The sequence below is a fragment of the Aquimarina addita genome (assembly GCF_039539305.1).
Lineage (GTDB): Bacteria > Bacteroidota > Bacteroidia > Flavobacteriales > Flavobacteriaceae > Aquimarina > Aquimarina addita.
The window spans coordinates 83,950-102,201 of the sequence record NZ_BAABCW010000010.1 but is presented as its reverse complement, the minus strand read 5'-3'; the positions used below and the strand labels follow the sequence as shown (position 1 = coordinate 102,201).

The window sequence follows — 18,252 nt, the reverse complement described above, 5'->3', positions numbered from 1 at the left end:
TTGTGATTATCATGATGAAATCACAAAAAAATAATCATACCTGGATATATCTTTTAGCAACATTGATTATAGTAGCAACAAGTTGTAAAAGTTTACAAAAAGCCGAAGTAGGAGCAATGGTAGGTGGCACTGTTGGAGCAATCGGTGGTAGTCTTATCGATACAGGAGATAATGACTATGGAACCCTATTGGGAGGAACATTAGGTACTGCGCTCGGAGGATATATTGGTAGTAAAATGGATCAGCAGGTAAAACAGATTGAAGAAGAACTCCCATCTGTAGCCGTAGAAAAAGTAGAAGAAAAAATCTATGTTGTTTTTAATGAAAGTAATGGTGTATATTTTGATTCTAATAAATATGATTTAAATATAAGTTCAAAAGAAGCATTACAAAAATTCTCAAATATTCTGATTGAGTATCCAGAAACTAAGATATTAATAGCAGGACATACGGATAACGTGGGTAATGATGAGGCTAATTTAACACTTTCTAAAAAGCGTGCAGAAGCTGTACGAGATTTTTTAATTATTCAAGGTGCGGATAAAGATCGTTTTACCATAAAATATTTTGGTGAATATGAACCTAAATTTACAAATGATACTCCAGAAGGAAGAGAAGGGAATAGAAGAGTAGAAGTAACTATTACTCCTAATGCAGTGGTAAAAAATTAATCAGTATTTCTTTATTTTTGTATAAACAGATAATAAGGAATAAAATACCCTGTATGTAAGGTGTTTTATTCCTTTTTTTATTAGTAAAACAAGGAACTCCATTTTTTAATAAGCTTTTTATTTCAGATAATTGTAGTGTATGACTCCTTTACCTTGATTCTATGTGCTATACTTTAGGTAGCGCCTCAAGGAATTCTTTTGATAAAAATTCTATAACTATATATATAGAATTTTTTTAAGAACTAAATTTATGTATCTTCCATAAATGATTGGGCATTCACACATAGTTATAGTAGGAGGAGGCTTATCTGGATTAACTAGTGCAATTCATTTGGCTAAAGCAGATATACCTGTACTACTAATAGAAAAAAATGTATATCCAAAACATAAGGTTTGTGGAGAATATATATCCAATGAAGTACTGCCATACCTACAGTTTTTGGATCTTGATCTGGATATATTAAAACCTTCCAGGATTACAGAATTTATAATTAGCACCGCTCAGGGTAAAACAATAAAAAGTAAGCTTTCTTTAGGCGGGTTTGGAATAAGTAGATTTGTTTTGGATCATTATTTATGGAATCAAGCAAAAATACTTGGAGTGCACTTAATTAATGATCAGGTAGACGATATTGATTATGATGATAAAGGTTTCATGGTAAAAACTGCTCGTTCTGGTGTTATAACTGCTGATTTTGTTATCGGAGCATATGGAAAACGATCTATTTTAGATCGCAAATTAAATAGAAAATTTAGTTTTAATGCATCATCTTGGCTTGCTGTAAAGTCACATTATAAGGCAGATTTTAATTCTGACACAGTAGCTTTACATAATTTTAAAGGAGGTTATGCCGGGCTTTCCATGGTTGAAAACAATAGGGTTAATACCTGTTATCTGGTTAATTATTCAAGTTTTAAAAAATATAAGAATATAGAGAATTTTCAAAAAGAGGTGATGTGTAAAAATCCTCATTTACAGTCATTCTTTAAGAATTCAGAACCTGTTTTTGATCAACCGATTACTATAAGTCAGATTAATTTTACAAAAAAAAAGGCAGTGGAGCATCATATTTTTATGGTTGGTGATACAGCCGGGCTTATTCACCCATTATGCGGTAATGGAATGGCAATGGCAATTCAGGCAGCTCAGATTCTATGCACACTTTTAGTAAAAAATTACAGTAATCATGAATTTTCTCGTTTAGAACTGGAAAAGGAATATACCCATCAATGGAAACTAACTTTTTCTAAACGTTTATATACAGGTAGAATGTTACAAAAAATATTAATTGATAAGGGGTTTCAGGAAATTGCTCATACCATAGCAAATATATCCCCTTGGATAGTACCAAAAATTATTAATCAAACCCATGGTAAACCTCTTATATGTTCTTAAACTTAACAAATAGAAGCGAAGAAAAAGAGCTCATGGATGATCCAATGGTAGATCAGAAAGCCCTGGATGTTGCACTATCCGATGTATCCAGAGTAAATAAACTACTTGGTGGTAATGGAATTACCATCAATGCAGTTTTTAAGCAGATAGCTAGAGCTATGATCGTAAAAGAATGGACTATAGTGGATTTAGGTTCTGGCGATGGGGAAATGTTACGTCAGATTGCAGATCAAGCCAGAAAATTGAAGATTAAAGTAAAATTAATTGGTCTGGATATTAATGATAAATGTGTGTTAAGATCAAAGCAATTAAGCGTCTTATACCCTGAGATTTCGTATTATAACAAATCGTTTATATCTCTTACCAAAGAAGAACTTTATTGTGATATTATGATATGCACTTTGACATTTCATCATATGAAAAATGAGGAAATCAAAAATGTAATATATAAAAGTAAAGAGTTAGTTTCTACATCATTAATAATTAATGATTTACATAGAAATAGTATTGCGTATTTCTTATTTAAAATATTCAGTTTCTTTTTTATTAAAGGACATATTGCTAAACATGATGGATTAGTATCGATCAAAAGAGGTTTTAAAAGAATAGAATTAATGAATTTAGCAAAAGAATTGAACCTTCATAGCTATCAGTTGGATTGGAAATGGGCATTTAGATATCGCTGGATTATACAGATGTAATACAAAAAAGAGGAAAATTTTGAGTGTAAAAATTACTACCGTGGCCAAAGCGCTGCCACAATATGAAAGAAGTACTAAAGAAATACTACCCTTTGTCTCTCAATGGATGACAGGTCAGGAAGATCGATTCAGAAGAAAAGTTCTAAAGATTTTCGAAAGTGCCGCTGTAGATAAGCGATATGGGATTATGAGTATCGAGGAAGTTTTTACGGCAACTTCTTTTGAAGAAAAAAATGACATTTATAGTAGAGAAGTAAAAAAGTTAGGAAAGCATGTCCTTAAGAAGGCATTAGATCAAGCCGAGTGGGATGTAACATCACTTGATTATATAATCACTGTGAGTTGCACAGGAATTATGATTCCTTCTCTAGACGCATATCTAATCAATGATTTAGGACTTCGTCAGGATATTGTGAGACTTCCTGTGACAGAAATGGGGTGCGCTGCTGGTGTTTCCGGAATCATATATGCTAGAAATTTTTTACAATCAAATCCTGGTAAAAGAGCTGCAGTAATTGCTATAGAATCTCCTACTGCCACATTTCAATTAGACGATTACAGTATGGTCAATATTGTGAGTGCCGCTATTTTTGGTGACGGTTCAGCATGTACTTTATTATCTTCAGAACCTGAAGCTGTGGGACCTAAAATCATTGGAGATGCTATGTACCATTTTTATGATGCTACGACTATGATGGGTTTTAAGTTGACTAATGGTGGGTTACAAATGATATTAGATAAAGAGGTGCCTCAAAAAATTGCCGATCATTTTCCCGATATTATACATCCTTTCTTAAAACAACATGGAAAAACTATAGAAGATATAGATCATTTAATTTTTCATCCGGGAGGAAAAAAAATTGTACAGACCGTGGAAGCTCTTTTTAGTGATTTGGGAAAAAATATAGAAGATACTAAAGAGGTATTGAGATCCTTTGGTAATATGAGTAGTGCTACAGTATTGTATGTACTGGAACGATTTATGAATAAAAAGCCTGCTAAGGGAGAATTAGGATTAATGCTGAGTTTTGGCCCTGGATTTTCTGCTCAGAGAATACTATTAGAATGGTAAGTCAATCTGTATTTGATTATCTGTTGTAATGTATGAGAATTTTTTTTTTGAAAATAAAGTGTTAAAAAACAATGATAAAATAGATATCTTAGACATAGGGTTTTTGAAAAATTCTTTGGATCAGACGATTGTCAATAAACTTAATTTATAATTTATATGGAAACAAAAAATAAGCTTATGTATTTATTATGTCTGTTTTTTTCATTAACAGCTTGTGCTGATGATTCTAAGACAAATACGGATGATGATGATACCTCTTCTGAACAAGAAACGAAGGCGGTTGTGACCAATGTTTCTGTAACCGGTGAAGAAAACAATTTTATATTTAATGTAACAGTAAAGAGTCCTGATCTGGGATGTAATCAGTATGCAGATTGGTGGGAGGTTTTATCAGAAGAAGGAGAACTATTGTATAGAAGGATTTTACTGCATAGTCACGTAGATGATCAACCTTTTACCAGATCAGGTGGTCCTGTGGCTATAACTAAAGAACAGGTAGTTTATATCAGGGCACATATGAATACAAATGGATATGGAAGTGTTGTTTATAAAGGGAGTGTCTCAGTAGGCTTCACTGAGCATATATTAGACACTGATTTTGCTATTGACGTGGTCACAGAAGAACCATTACCAGATGGGTGTGCTTTTTAACAAATAATAACATAAACTTTGGAGAAAGAATTAATTATACAAAAACTACCGTATACAGAACCTTTTTTATTTGTAGATAAGATTATTGATATAGATTCTGATGGTGTGACCGGACGATATACCTTACGCCCGGATGCATATTTTTATGAAGGCCATTTTGTAGGTAATCCTATTACTCCGGGTGTTATTCTAACAGAAATTATGGCACAGATTGGTGTTGCATGTTTGGGTATTTTTCTTTTAAATACATTTAGCGAAAATGATGCACCTGGTATCGCTATGAGTAGTAATGCTATAGAATTTTATAAACCTGTACTTCCTGGTGAAACTGTAACCGTTGTTTCTGAGAAAGAATATTTTAGATTTCATAAATTAAAATGCAAGGTTGCTTTGTATAATACTGAAGATAAGTTAATTGCAAAAGGTGTTATTGCGGGTATGGTTTTGAATCATAAAGATAATAAATGAGAATAGGATATTCATTAGTGAAATTAATACTAAAACCAAAAGGGGAGAAGTGGTCCTTGTCAACAGACACTTTTATCTCTCTGATATATATTACATGAAAAAACGAAGGGTTGTTATCACAGGTCTTGGAATTGTCGCGCCTAATGGAATTACTGTAGCTTCATTTAATCAAGCGATTAGAAATGGTAGTAGTGGTATTCGTCATATTGAAAAATTGAAAGAGCTTAATTTTTCTTGTCAAATAGCTGGAAAACCGATATATAATAAAGAATATTTAAACAATTACTTTAATAGTGCTCAGCTAAGAGGGTTAAATGCATCTGGAGTTGAATATGGAGTTATTGCAGGTATAGATGCATGGAAAGATGCCGGACTAGCTATACCCGGAAAAAAAGAAGAAGCATTATGGGATGCAGGCGTTATCTTTGGCACTGGGATATTAGGCGTAGACAAATTTAGAGAAGCAATTTATAAAGTAGATGATGGTAAGGTTAGAAGGCTAGGTAGTACTTCTGTGATACAGACGATGGCAAGTGGTATTAGTGCATACTTGGGAGGAATATTGGGTTGCGGCAACATTGCTACCACCAATTCATCTGCTTGTAGTACAGGTACAGAAGGACTTCTAATGGCATATGACCGTATTGTTACTGGTAAAGCAGAAATTATATTAACAGGCAGCACCAGTGATAGTGGACCCTATGTTTGGGGTGGATTTGATGCGATGAGAATATTACCCTATACTTATAATGAAAATCCTACAGAAGCATCAAGACCTATGAGTGCGTCAGCTTCTGGTTTTGTCCCGGGTAGTGGGGCAGGAGCACTTGTTGTAGAAAGTCTGGAAAGTGCACAAAAAAGAAATGTCCCAATATATGCAGAAATTTTAGGTGGTCACGTAAATAGTGGTGGACAACGTAATGGGGGAAGCATGACAGCTCCTAATCCTTTAGCTGTTCAGAAATGTATCCAACAAGCAGTACAAAATGCAGATATTAAAACGAGTGATATTGATGTGATTAATGGACATCTTACTGCTACTGCAAAAGATACGGATGAGATCATTAATTGGTCTAAAGCATTAGATCGACAAGGAAAGAATTTTCCATATATCAATTCATTAAAAAGTTTAGTAGGACATTGCCTTGCTGCTTCTGGAAGTATCGAGAGCGTAGCAACTATACTGCAACTAAAAGAAGATTTTATATTTGGTAATATTAACTGTGAAGATGTACATCCCGATATAGTATCTATTGTTAGTAGAGAACGTATCCCAACAAAAACAATTCATACTTCTGTAGATATTATCGCAAAGGCAAGTTTTGGTTTTGGAGATGTAAATGCATGTATTATCTTTAAAAAATTTTAGTACGTTACAATTATATGACAAAAGAAGAAATATTAGGTAAGTTAAAAGGCATAATTGAGCCTTTTGTAGAAAATCAAGAAGCATTAAAAAAACTTTCTGAGGAAACGGATTTTATAAAAGATTTGGAGATTAATTCTGCTAATTTGGTAGATATTATTCTTGATATAGAGGATGAGTTTAGTATTGAAATTGATAATGAAGACATGGATAAAATGTTGACAGTAAAAGCTTCTCTAGAAGTGATTCAAGACAAATTAGCGGCTAAATAAATGATTGGCAATGATATTGTGGATCTCCATCTTGCTCGTATACAAAGTAATTGGCGTAGGCGCGGTTGGCTGGATAAAATTTGTTCTATATCTGAGCAAAAAGAGATTTATACTGCACAAAACCCAGATCAGACTGTATGGAAACTATGGAGTATGAAAGAAGCGGCCTACAAGGCACATCAAAGACTTTTTTTACATCCGCCTAGATTTAATCCAATAGATTTTATCTGCATTGATGAGACAGTAACTATACGAAACAATGAATATATAACTCATTCAGAAATAACAGATAATTATATCCACACAATTGCTCATCAAGCAGCGGTAGCGTATAATTCTAAGGCTTTTGCTAAGGTAGATTTTCACGATAAAAAAGAGCTATTTGAATTTATTTCATCTTGGTTCCAAGTGACTACCTCTACAATTTCCTTAGAAAAAGATGATAACCGGATTCCTATGATCAAAATAGGAGATACTTTAACGACCATTCCTTTTTCTTATACAGGTCATGGAGGCTATGCTGCCTATGCTATCTCTATCTAATATTTATAAGAATTTTGTTCAAAAAAGGCTTAGAAACAGGGTTTTTAACTCCTTAATAATCCAGTGTTTATACCCATGTTTATAAACTAATATTCATTTATCTTCGTAATAAAAGTATAATATCCATCTTAAACTTACGGTATGATAAATCACTTTATAACTAAAAAAAACGAATCAGAACCAGATGTTCTTATTAAAGTTGTACGCATAAAAAAATCAGAAATGTTGCAAAATATATATGCAAGTAATTCTGAAAAAATGGCGAAAGCATATAATATGAATTAGTAAAATATACTATTAATCACCGTAGGAGTGGAAAATCAAAGACAATATTCAATTTGTTTTGATCACGTTTATCGTGAATATTAACCCCAAAATCACTAGTGTAAATAGTAGTTTTACCTAAAAGCTTTTGAGTATCAAGCATAAAATTGATAATAACTTCTTTTGTTACTCCTTTAATAGTTAAATCACCTATTACTTTATAGTTATTATTACCAAAATGTACAACCTGAGAACTAGCAAATTCAATTTTTGGATATTTACTTTTATAAAAAAACTTTTCCCACATCAGATGACCATCTCGTAAAAAATTATCAGTATCTAAAGTTTTTACAAGTGCAGACCCTCTAAAATAAGCATTGTCAGGGTTATCCGGACTGAAAGAAATCTTATAATCAAGACCACCTATAGTACCCTCAGTATCTTCTGAAATAAAATTAAAAGAAATTTTAGAGTTTTCAGTATCAAATTCGAGTTTAATAAAATCATTAATCAATGCTTCTTCATGTCCTGTATATCCATCAGAAAGTCTAGGGTTTTCAGTCAGATTACCGTTAGTAAACTGACTATAACTCATTTGAATCGTGCACATTATAATAATAAAACTGATATATATTTTCATTAGAAAAAGATAAAGCATTTTGGGATTTGAAATATAATAATAATCAATAATCATTCCAATACTTTTAACCTTTATACTAATTTTTATACATAGTTCATATTTTTATTTTAATCGTAAGATGAACACTTTTAACTATCAGAATATTAAAATAAGTTCTTCTAGATACTCCTAAAAATAATTGAAATATTTATAATTTGATGTTAAGTAGGAAGATAATATGTCAAAAATATTCTATTTTAGAAAGTAAATTTATTAATAATCAAGTAACTAATTAATTGAAACAATATGTGAAGATGGAATCAACAAATCAAAAAAAAGCGAGAATCAAGAGAAAATATGCCAATTTTCAAACCAACTACCGGAGGTCTTCTAATTTTGGATATGGATCTAAAAGAGATAGGTTTATTGTAGAAGGGGATGGAGAGCTGTCTGTTCCTAACAATATTAATCATTGAGGTGTTAAATTGTTATTGTCAGGTTTCCATTATTATGAGTGCTGAGCCTATTGAAATGTAGGTTATAAATACTGGTGCCTATATTTTAACAGATACTAAACCCTAAGTAAGTATTTGCTTTTAGAATATTGATTTAACTTAAAACTTGATAAAATAGACATAATTAATTTATTAAGATATAGATTGTATCATCTCTTCAATATCTTCAATATATGTTTGATAAAACTCTTCTACATAAGGTCTTCTATTATTAGAACCTTGCTTCATTAATTTTTTTGATTCCTTCAGAAGTTGAAAAATTTCAGATGTTTTACCTCCGGATTCTTTCCATATTTTTGCTTTCCAATACAAGAGATCTGCATTTTTATTATGTTGTATACCTAGGTCAATTTTTTCAAGTGCTCTTTCTATATTTCCCATGTTATAATATGTAATTCCGTGAAACAAAAAAGCCCTACTTTGTACATAGTCCAGATTGTCAGCTTCTATTTCATGTTCAAAAAATTTTTCAAAATATGATAGTGCTTTGTCATACTCTTTTTTCATAAGATAACAGACAGCTCTGGAAAAATCAATATTCTCAGATTGTGGATAATCTACAAAATCAGGTGTAAGTGCATCCAGAGTATTATAATCCTGGATAGCACGATCATAATCCCTATAAAAATATAGATACAGATATCCACGATATCCTTGCCATGATTCGGCATCATAAGCAACTGCTTTACCATAGGTTTCATAAAATTGGGTAATCAACCCTCTTTTTACCCTAGAAGCTCCCATTTCTCTATAGATATCAGCAAAAGTTGAATCTAACTTTTTTGCTTCAAGTATCTGAAAATGTTCCTCAGGGCTTCCCTGATAATAATGTGTATTGAGTCCATTGATAAACTGCCTCGCGTATATTTTTGAATCTTTATTTGTAAATTCTCTTTTATACAACGATTCTTCCTGATGGCAAGCACTTAGTAATAGCAAACTAACCAGCATGGTGTTACGGTAAAATATCCTGAATTTTTCCATTTTTTAATATAAAAGTTACATAAGCGTATGAATCCCTTTCTTCACCTCGTATTATACAGGGTGACCACCGTGGTATACTTGAAATAATCTCATATAAATGCTGAGTGGTTTCTTTATTAAAATTCTTTTTCTGGTAGTCAAAACCAGCTTCATTGAGCAAAAATTCACCTGCTTTCCCTTTGCAGTTAATTACAAACCTAAAACCCAAATAACCTGATTCATCTTTTAATTTATCAGAGTCTAATACACTATTGATATATTTCTTTAGATTTCCTTTTCCTCCTATATAACCACCGCGATCCTGTCCGCCGTTGTAATAATCATTAATCTTATTGTGAGAAAAACATAACTCTAACTCTTTATCTTTATCTAAAGTCTGCTCAAAATTAATATGACCTACCCGATGTATAACATGCGATGCTAATTGCTCGAATTTTTCTGGTAGTATTTGTTCTACAAGTATTAATTCATTCTTAGATTTTTTATTCTCAGCGTTCAATTTCCATAATCCAAAGTCTTTAATATAAATGGCTCTTACTTTTGTAATTATTGTATCCTGAGGGATTTCTTTATCAAAGACAATATATTTTATTAATCTATGAATTATTTTAGCAGGTTTAGAATTAATGGTAGTGTCCTTAACTACATGTGAAGATTGCTCTCGGGTTCTGGAAAAATCATTACTAATGATTTTTGAAGTATACTGAATAGTATCTTTACCAAAAGTAAGAAAATCAGCAGTCCCTTGATGAGACACAGGAATGGTGTCACTATTATAAATATAAAAAGCTCGTTTAATTTCTTCTAAAATCGGTCCCCTTTTTTGATAGAAGGCTTCTTTTTCAATACGAAAGGCAGGATTGTATTGCGTATCAGAAAACACACTATCATTCACCATTTTAAGGTAATTGTATTGTACATCTGTTTTCGTGTTGCTAGTTTCTTTAGAATAAGTGGAGTAGTAGTATTTGTATATAATCCCTTTTTTAAGCGTTTCATGAGTAGGCAAAAAATCATCCTTTTGATTAACAGTAGTCATACATGAATATAGGAAAGACATAGAAACAAGTAGCAAGATAATTTTTGCTTTCATAGTTATTCTTTGATTTGAGTATAAAAATACGACTTTGAAACCTAAAAGAGTTGTAGTCACTGAAGCATTCAAAAAGATAGCAGGAAACAGACCTTAAAAAGATAAAAAATCAAACCCTATTAATTGTATGAATATTTACTTCTTCCTGTTTTCCTTTTAATAACACACTTCCTAAAAAAGTAACGTTTAAATTGGTATTTAAATGTAAATCCTGTAGTAATTTTTCAGAAATCAATAACTGTACTTTATGTGAATTACATTCCGCCTGGATACGAGCAGAAGTATTGATTACATCACCATGATAGGCAATTTCTTTTTTAATTACTCCAACTTCTGTTACCATTAAAAAACCTCCGTGTAATCCTGCTTTAAAAACAGGAAGGATGCCATACTTTTGAAGATAATATTCTGATTTTTTTTGTTTTTCTTTCTGAAATGCAAAAAAAAGATCAACACAGTTATTATTGGCGAGCCCTTTTTTATATGGCCAACTCAATACGGCTTCATCACCTACATATTGATAGATTTCTGCTTCATATTTAGGCACCACTTCATTGAGATCATAAAAACAATCCTGTATAAACTGACTATATTTGAAATGACCAAGATTCTCCGCGATGGTCGTAGAATCTTTGAGATCCAAAAACATAAATATACGTTTCTCTTCTTGTGGATTTCTGTATCTTCCTAATAACATTTTTAGAAATACACCTTTCCCAAATTTTTCAGTTGCTATTTTTATGAAGGAGAATACAAAAGAAACTAAAACAATATATACAATGGTCGCCCAAAATGATTTATTTTTTTTCCACCATCCTCGATCTGTATTCAGATTGAGATTATAGAGATCAGAAAACAAATCCATAATGACTGTAAATATCACAATAGTAGTCACGAAATATAACAATGTTCTGATCACAAGCTCATAAACCAGCGATATCTTATGAGACGAATATTTATCAAAAAAGAAATCAATACTAGCATATACAATTCCAATTAAGATCCCAATACTAGTGAATCCCATTAAGGCGCGTAAAGTTCCTTCATTTCCACTAAATTCTTTGATCACAGTAAAACCTTCTTCTTCGTCAATTCCATAATATCTAAAAATGGAATACAATCCCATAACACTGGCCCAGAAAAGAACAGATTTCCATAGATGTTGTAGGTATCGTTTTAGGTTTCGATTCATAGTTTCATTTAAAAGAATACCGTAAAATAATTCTAAAATTAGTAGTCCTACGTAGATTTGTTTAATTTTAACAAAATGAACCCCATAAAACATATTTTATAGGGTTCATTTTTATCATAAAGATTGAGTTTTTTTAAGATAGACTCAACTTTAAATCGTAATCAGAGAATAAAGAAAAATCCTTGTTTATTTTTTATCTACAGAATTTTTACTAAAGTTTTTATAAATTTAAAAATATAGTAATCGAAATACATCGCTATATTATTCAACTCCAGTACTACTTTATTCCTTGATAAGTTTCTTTATTACAATATCTTGTTCGCTTATGATGTGAACAAGATATACACCATTAGACCATGCTTTTAAATCGATTGTATTAGTATTAGATTTTAATACTTCAGAATAAATTGTTTGTCCTGAAATAGTTACTATTTTTAATACTGCTGGTTCCAATCCGTCATATTCAATATTAACTAAATCATTTACTGGGTTTGGATAGATATTAATCGTACTTTCTAATAGTTCGTTATCCGCTTTGTTTTCATCATCTACCACCTCAATAATCCATTGTAAACTTCTGCCATTACTAGCAGAGTTAAATAGATTTACGTTTTGAGCATTAGCTCCGCCCGCACCACCATTAATCGCAAATCCAGAAGCGTTTCGTTTTACAAGTTTAAATGCATTACCACCCACTCTTACTTTTAACCAATGTTGATTATAATTAGTGTCACCGCAAGTCCATAATAACACATTTTGCCCATTTTCGCCGCCGTTTCCTCCATCAATACAAAAATCAGTATCCTGTTTCTGATAACTATAATATCCATTTCCACGGTCTATTTCAATCCATCTTTGGTTTGGATTAGAAGAGTTAGCTTCCCATAAATAAATATTTTGTAAATTCTCTCCACCATGATCTCCGTCAATAGCAAAATCCGGAGCATTACGTTTTCGCAAATGAACAATTTGTGAATTCTGATTCTCGTCCTCTTCAAAACTGATCCAATCTAGATCAAATAAATAGCCGGTACCACCTTTAAAAACCAAATAAAGATCGTGTATTCCTGCTATTTTATTAACTTCAGCTGTACTAATATTCCATATATTCCAACCACCGGTATTTCCAATTTCTACGGTACCTAGTATTGTTCCCGTGGTGCTTCCTACTCTAAGCTCAATTCTTCCTCCAGCAGAATCACTTGAAGCATTAACGCTAACTGAGCTTATACTACTTAAGTTTATATTTTTATATAGGGTCCAGTCATTATTGTTGATATATCCTATATTTTCACCTTGATTTTCTATGCCAGACATTTCACAGTAGTTTTCTGCCTCTATAAGTGAAATATTGTAAGTTCCACACGCACTTCTTACTGTTATTAAACTAGAAGTCGTATCTCCATTACTGTCATCTGTAACGGTTATAGTCGCAGAGCCTTCACCTATGGCAGTAACTAATCCATTGCTATTGACAGTGGCGATATTTATATTACTACTTTTATAACTAATATTTGATTTGTTAGTAGATAATTGTTGAGTTTCTCCTGTGTTTAAGGATACGTCACCTGGACTTACCGTTATGCCAATTGATGAAGTATTAATCAATATTGTACTGGTAGCCGTATATTCACCATCTGATGTTGTAACTGTTATAGTTGCAGATCCATCTCCAATTGCAGTAACCAGTCCATTATCATCAACGGTTGCTATTGCGGTATCACTGCTTGTATAACTTACATCCTGATTCGTGGCATCTAATGGAGTTATAGTTACTTCTAATTGTTGCATAGATCCTACGGATAAGGAAACATTTTCAGGAGAAACATTAACTCCTGTAACTGAAACATCTGGTATAATGACTTCTGAACCAGTACTAAAACTCCAGATATCTCCGGTTATTATTGAGTCATCTTCTAACTGAGTATCTACACGCCAATAGTAAGTTTTTTCATCCTCTAGTGCAAAACTGCCTGTTAACTTTACGATATTATTTGGATCATTTTTAGTTGTTACCAACGATAAATTATCTGCATCGGTACCTAAATAGATAAGTGCTTTTTCACCATTTAAACCAATTACATACATAAGATCCGTATTAAGTGCTATATCCACACTACCGTTTGTAGGGATTGGCATAGAAGCTTTTGATTCTATACGCCCTGGTATCCAATAAGAGGAAGCACCATATTCATACACTCCAAGATCTGGTGCAGCGCCTACGAATCCAGCAGTTACATCATCAGTTTGTCCATTATATGTTACTGTAGCTTCTATACCTTTATCAATTAATTCTGTAGCAGTTGGTTTTGGTCTAAAATCTAAGTTACCAGGATCTACTAGTAAATCACTCATGGATTTTGTCTCATTTTGACCAAAAAAGTTATTAGAATTTGTTCCAGGCATAGGATCATCATAGAGAATATCCGCCGCATTATTGTAAGCAACGGTATTAGCGTTACCTCCAGATGCTACAGAAACAGAAATTGATGCCCTGCCAAATACGCCTATGTTATTATAAACTTCATGATCATCTCCTTTAAGATGGTAACCGCTATCACGTATATTATTTGGTTTCAAATTAGAAGAGGTAGCCACATTGCGATAACAGTTACCATTTTTACTGGTAAGTGCTGCAGTTCTACCATTGCCATCCCATCTAAAATCTTTTTGCGCATTATTAATAAACCAATTGTAACGTGCTATCGAATTAGGCACCGCAGGAGGAGCAATATACATGGCTGTACCATCGTCCTGCTGAAGACTACAAAGCGTTAAATAGTTATATTCAAGAATTTGAGGTCTGCTACCATTATCTGGTCCATATTGACCGGTAGTTAATGTTAAGGAGGGGCCTGCAACCTCTATAGTATTTCTACTAAAAAGTAAATCCCTTGAATTTGCTAAGTTTACTCCCCAAGAGGCATCAATACAAGAATAATTAGTATGGTAAAATAAATTATTTTCTACCCTCATATTTTCAATATAACTACCTAATAAAGCTCTTCCGTCAGAATAACGAAAGGCACAGTTAAACAATACATTATTTACACAAAAATCTGTTTCAGAACCAACAAATTGTGAACTTAATTCTGTAGCATAACTTCCTAATGCTCGTGTAGAAGCTGTTGGATAATCAAAATTACAATTCTGTATAGTTATGTTATCAGATGATGTGAAGGAAAAAGCAGTAGAAAAAAAGTTCAATCCATCGATTGTTATATGTTTAGTACTGGCATTACCAACAATAGCATAGGTCTGGGTTTTTCCGTGTACATTTCTTCCCGTAGGATTTTGCCCATCTGGAGCCCAAAGATATAAGGTTTTAGTAGACTCATCATATGCCCACTCTTGAGCACTATCAAGCATTACCCGCTCTGCATTATCTTTTCCTCCTTCAAAAAAGTAAAATTTACTTGTTTTGTATTTCTCTATGGTAGGACTATAATCAAACTCAGCTGAACCTACAGAATGTCCTGATACTAATCTAGCATCAGAGCGGTGGTTACCAAAGTTCATTACTGCTACACATCCATTAAAGGAAACTCCTGCAGCAGCTAAATGTGGTGAAGGTCCTCTGGATGGATCATCCACCACATGACCATTGTTTGAGTTACTCTGGGTATCCCAAAACTTTTGTCTTCTAGTACCACCAGAACTCCACATTTCATCCGACCATACTAATGCATTAGGAAAACGTGCCAAGGTCATAGGCGCACCTTCTAAAAATAGTTGTGTAACATCTTCACTAATAGTGGTTTTAAAAATACTCCCCTGATCACGTGTCCAGTTTGTAGTAATAGGAATAGTGCCATCAAGTATAACCTTTTCACCTGGGTATGCAGTAATAATGATAGGGTTACCAGGTGAACCCGAAATACCTGAAAAGTCAATATCTTCGTGATAACTGCCTCCACGAATGTAACAAGTATCACCTGCCTGCATTAAGCTAACTGCATGCTGTATTGTAGCAAAAGGACTATCTTCACTAGTACCATTATTGGTATCACTACCTGTATTAGAAACATAGTAATCAGCAGCATATGCGTGTAGACTTAATATGATAAATAAAAGGGCACATATATTTTTCATTTTAAAATTATTTAAAATTGCTTATACAAGCAATTTTGAGAGTTTTAGATTAGAAGTTTTGAAATGAATTTTTGTATTAAACAAATTTGTAATTCTATCATTATTTTCAATGTTCTACTTATCATTAAAAACCTGAAAAATAATCATATGGAGTAGTATATCGAGGCGTCTTTTAGAATTCGTTATAGAAGATTTATAATATGTCGTAATAACTAGATTTTTTGATTTCAATGATTTATAAAATTTGGATTTAATACCATTGATATAATAAGAAATCAGAATATCACAAGAGTAGGGGGGAGACTTTACAAAAAGTAAGGCATTAAGAATAAAATTAGGTATCCGTACAATTTTATTCTTAATGCCTTATTTAACTTACTAAATAATACTATTACATAATAAAAAATAGCTACAAGCTTAATTTTTTACAAATTTTATGATGACAATATTTCCAGTGGTACTTATCTTACCATAATAGATACCTGCTGTTAGCTTACTTAAATCAATAGATTCATTTTCGTTAGCGATAGGTTTTGTAAATACAGCACTTCCTTTTATATCATAAACAGTAAGTATAGAATTCGAAGCATTGGTAATTGTAGCATTAGTATTTACAGGATTAGGATACATAACGATACTTTTTCCATCGATAGTCTCTAATGATTTTGCAGAAGTATCTAATGGAGTAACAAACCAATGTAAATTTTGACTACTTGAAGAAGCATCATATAAATTTACGTTTTGTTCTCTGGCACCGCCACTTCCACCATTAAGTGCATAATTTGTATTACGTTTTACTAACTTATAAGCTCCACCTCCTGCATCTACTTTCTGCCAGTGTTGATTTGGATTCTCAGTATCACAAGGCCATAAATACACATTCTGTTGATTAGCACCCCCATTATTACCGTCTATACAGTAGTCAGTTCCCTGTTTTTGATAGGCATAATACCCATTCCCTCGGTTTATCTCTATCCATTGTTGATTACCATTTGAAACATCAGCATTCCAAAGGTAAATATTCTGTCTTTCTGAGGCTCCACTTTGTCCATCCATAGCAAAACCTGTGGAGTTTCTTTTAGTAATATGAACTACATTTGAACCAGTACTACTATTTCCTGTTTCTGTAATCGCAAATGATTCCCAAGTTCCGCTATACGTGTCAGGAACCATTTTAACTAAACCTTCTCTATCTACTTGTAATCTTTTATGATCTGAGGTTCCGTTGGGTAACGTTAAAAAATAAGTTCCAGAGCTTGAACCTTCCGTTATTTTATACCGAGTCCATCCTCCATTACTTGATGTTGCCTGCATATCAGCAAACTCAGTACCATCCGTGCGAATACCAGGTTTTGAACCTCCTGCTGCTCTACGTATGTACCAGGTATCACTACTGGCAGCTACAAATTGCCATCCTACATTAGCTCCAGTAGTAGAAGTTGATGCAGTATAAGGGTCTTCACTCTCTCCATTAGCGGCTAATCTAAGATCATGTACCGGTACGTCTATATGATATGTTTTATTTGGATCTGGAGTAAAAGAGGTTATGGGCCCCGAATTGGCATCAGGATTTACAATATCATAGCCATTTTCTCCATCATACCAGCTTATATTGTCATAATCTACTATTCTTATTTCATTTTCATGTGCACCAGAATGATTGTATTGACCTATTTTGAATTCTGTATAAGATTGATCCGTTTGCACATCATTATCGTCAAAATCTCCCATACCTATATTAATATTATAAGCACTGTATTCTAGATTTCCATTTATAAATATCTCAACTTCCCCTTGATTGTTATCAGAAAGTACCGCATGTATAATGATATCCATATCTCTTCCTCTAGGGAAATTCTCATAAATCGTAAGATCAACTCTGGTGGCACCTATGCCTCGTCTATCTATCCAGGTGAGATCACCGTCTTCTATATCAAGCATTGCTGTCCAGCTAAATTGACCTCTAGCATCATTAAAACCAAAAATTTGAGCCAAACCACCTATACCTGTATATTCTGGTCCCATATATGCCTCATCTATATTCATAGTAAATCCTAGCCAACAATGTTTATAGGTTAGGTAACCAATACCATTATGAACCGGGTCACCACAGGCCTCTGCACCTTTTGTCATTCTATCTGAAGCATTATAACTAGATTCTTGCCAATAGGTTCTTAAACGATTATTTACAACCTTGGCATAGTTAGGACTTTTAGTAGTACAGTCTACGAATGGTCCCATATCACCATCATTAAAATCGTGTGAAATAAGTCCTTGAGCTTGTATAGTTGGGATTAAAATACTCAGACAAAATAGTGTGAGTATTAAAGAAATTGATTTTTTCATGTGATGT

The 18,252-nt window shown here is 32.8% G+C and carries 16 protein-coding genes; 10 read left to right on the top strand and 6 right to left on the bottom strand.

Going from position 1 to position 18,252, the window contains the following annotated elements:
• The first annotated feature begins 11 nt into the window (after nt 1-11).
• The 9 genes from ABD816_RS13110 to ABD816_RS13070 all read left to right on the top strand — a co-directional run bounded on the left by ABD816_RS13110 (nt 12) and on the right by ABD816_RS13070 (nt 7,140).
• Nucleotides 12-671 carry a YiaD family glycine zipper/OmpA-like lipoprotein gene (locus ABD816_RS13110; protein WP_344928029.1) on the top strand — a complete coding sequence of 220 codons (660 nt, stop codon included), beginning with the start codon at nt 12-14 and terminating at the stop codon, nt 669-671.
• Between the two features lie 265 nt (nt 672-936).
• On the top strand, nt 937-2,067 hold the full coding sequence (locus ABD816_RS13105) for an NAD(P)/FAD-dependent oxidoreductase (RefSeq protein ID WP_344928027.1): 1,131 nt from the start codon (nt 937-939) through the stop codon (nt 2,065-2,067).
• Nucleotides 2,058-2,768 (top strand): methyltransferase domain-containing protein, encoded by a 711-nt coding sequence (locus ABD816_RS13100; RefSeq protein ID WP_344928026.1) that lies wholly within the window; start codon nt 2,058-2,060, stop codon nt 2,766-2,768. Before ABD816_RS13105 ends, ABD816_RS13100 begins: the two co-directional genes overlap by 10 nt.
• A 19-nt stretch (nt 2,769-2,787) precedes the next feature.
• On the top strand, nt 2,788-3,840 hold the full coding sequence (locus ABD816_RS13095; RefSeq protein ID WP_344928024.1) for a type III polyketide synthase: 1,053 nt from the start codon (nt 2,788-2,790) through the stop codon (nt 3,838-3,840).
• Nucleotides 3,841-4,017: 177 nt separating this feature from the next.
• A complete protein-coding gene (locus ABD816_RS13090) occupies nt 4,018-4,491 on the top strand; it encodes a hypothetical protein (RefSeq protein WP_344928022.1) in 474 nt (157 codons plus the stop codon).
• An 18-nt stretch (nt 4,492-4,509) separates the two neighbouring features.
• Nucleotides 4,510-4,959, top strand: coding sequence for a 3-hydroxyacyl-ACP dehydratase FabZ family protein (locus tag ABD816_RS13085; protein WP_344928021.1), 450 nt, complete (start codon nt 4,510-4,512; stop codon nt 4,957-4,959).
• 94 nt (nt 4,960-5,053) lie between these two features.
• Nucleotides 5,054-6,328, top strand: a complete 1,275-nt coding sequence (locus tag ABD816_RS13080; protein ID WP_344928019.1) for a beta-ketoacyl-[acyl-carrier-protein] synthase family protein — start codon at nt 5,054-5,056, stop codon at nt 6,326-6,328.
• Nucleotides 6,329-6,342: 14 nt separating this feature from the next.
• Nucleotides 6,343-6,597 (top strand): phosphopantetheine-binding protein, encoded by a 255-nt coding sequence (locus ABD816_RS13075; protein ID WP_344928018.1) that lies wholly within the window; start codon nt 6,343-6,345, stop codon nt 6,595-6,597.
• Nucleotides 6,598-7,140 (top strand): 4'-phosphopantetheinyl transferase family protein, encoded by a 543-nt coding sequence (locus ABD816_RS13070; protein WP_344928016.1) that lies wholly within the window; start codon nt 6,598-6,600, stop codon nt 7,138-7,140. It begins immediately after the preceding gene.
• Between the two features lie 301 nt (nt 7,141-7,441).
• Here ABD816_RS13070 and ABD816_RS13065 read toward each other — a convergent pair whose 3' ends face one another.
• Complete coding sequence (locus tag ABD816_RS13065) at nt 7,442-8,044, bottom strand: YceI family protein (RefSeq protein WP_344928014.1); 603 nt, start codon at nt 8,042-8,044, stop codon at nt 7,442-7,444.
• Nucleotides 8,045-8,337: 293 nt separating this feature from the next.
• On the opposite strand from ABD816_RS13065, the gene ABD816_RS13060 reads away from it, so the two are divergent.
• Nucleotides 8,338-8,499 carry a hypothetical protein gene (locus tag ABD816_RS13060; RefSeq protein WP_344928012.1) on the top strand — a complete coding sequence of 54 codons (162 nt, stop codon included), beginning with the start codon at nt 8,338-8,340 and terminating at the stop codon, nt 8,497-8,499.
• Nucleotides 8,500-8,670: 171 nt separating this feature from the next.
• Here ABD816_RS13060 and ABD816_RS13055 read toward each other — a convergent pair whose 3' ends face one another.
• The 5 genes from ABD816_RS13055 to ABD816_RS13035 form a co-directional block, all read right to left on the bottom strand.
• The gene (locus ABD816_RS13055; RefSeq protein WP_344928010.1) at nt 8,671-9,522 is read right to left on the bottom strand and encodes a tetratricopeptide repeat protein; all 852 of its coding nucleotides are present in this window, start codon (nt 9,520-9,522) and stop codon (nt 8,671-8,673) included.
• Nucleotides 9,494-10,615 carry a hypothetical protein gene (locus tag ABD816_RS13050; protein ID WP_344928008.1) on the bottom strand — a complete coding sequence of 374 codons (1,122 nt, stop codon included), beginning with the start codon at nt 10,613-10,615 and terminating at the stop codon, nt 9,494-9,496. The genes ABD816_RS13055 and ABD816_RS13050 overlap by 29 nt, the downstream gene beginning before the upstream one ends.
• 109 nt (nt 10,616-10,724) lie before the next feature.
• On the bottom strand, nt 10,725-11,807 hold the full coding sequence (locus ABD816_RS13045; RefSeq protein WP_344928006.1) for an adenylate/guanylate cyclase domain-containing protein: 1,083 nt from the start codon (nt 11,805-11,807) through the stop codon (nt 10,725-10,727).
• 282 nt (nt 11,808-12,089) lie between these two features.
• Nucleotides 12,090-15,899 (bottom strand): carbohydrate-binding protein, encoded by a 3,810-nt coding sequence (locus ABD816_RS13040; RefSeq protein ID WP_344928004.1) that lies wholly within the window; start codon nt 15,897-15,899, stop codon nt 12,090-12,092.
• Between the two features lie 417 nt (nt 15,900-16,316).
• Nucleotides 16,317-18,245, bottom strand: a complete 1,929-nt coding sequence (locus ABD816_RS13035) for an RICIN domain-containing protein (protein WP_344928002.1) — start codon at nt 18,243-18,245, stop codon at nt 16,317-16,319.
• Nucleotides 18,246-18,252 lie beyond the last annotated feature (7 nt).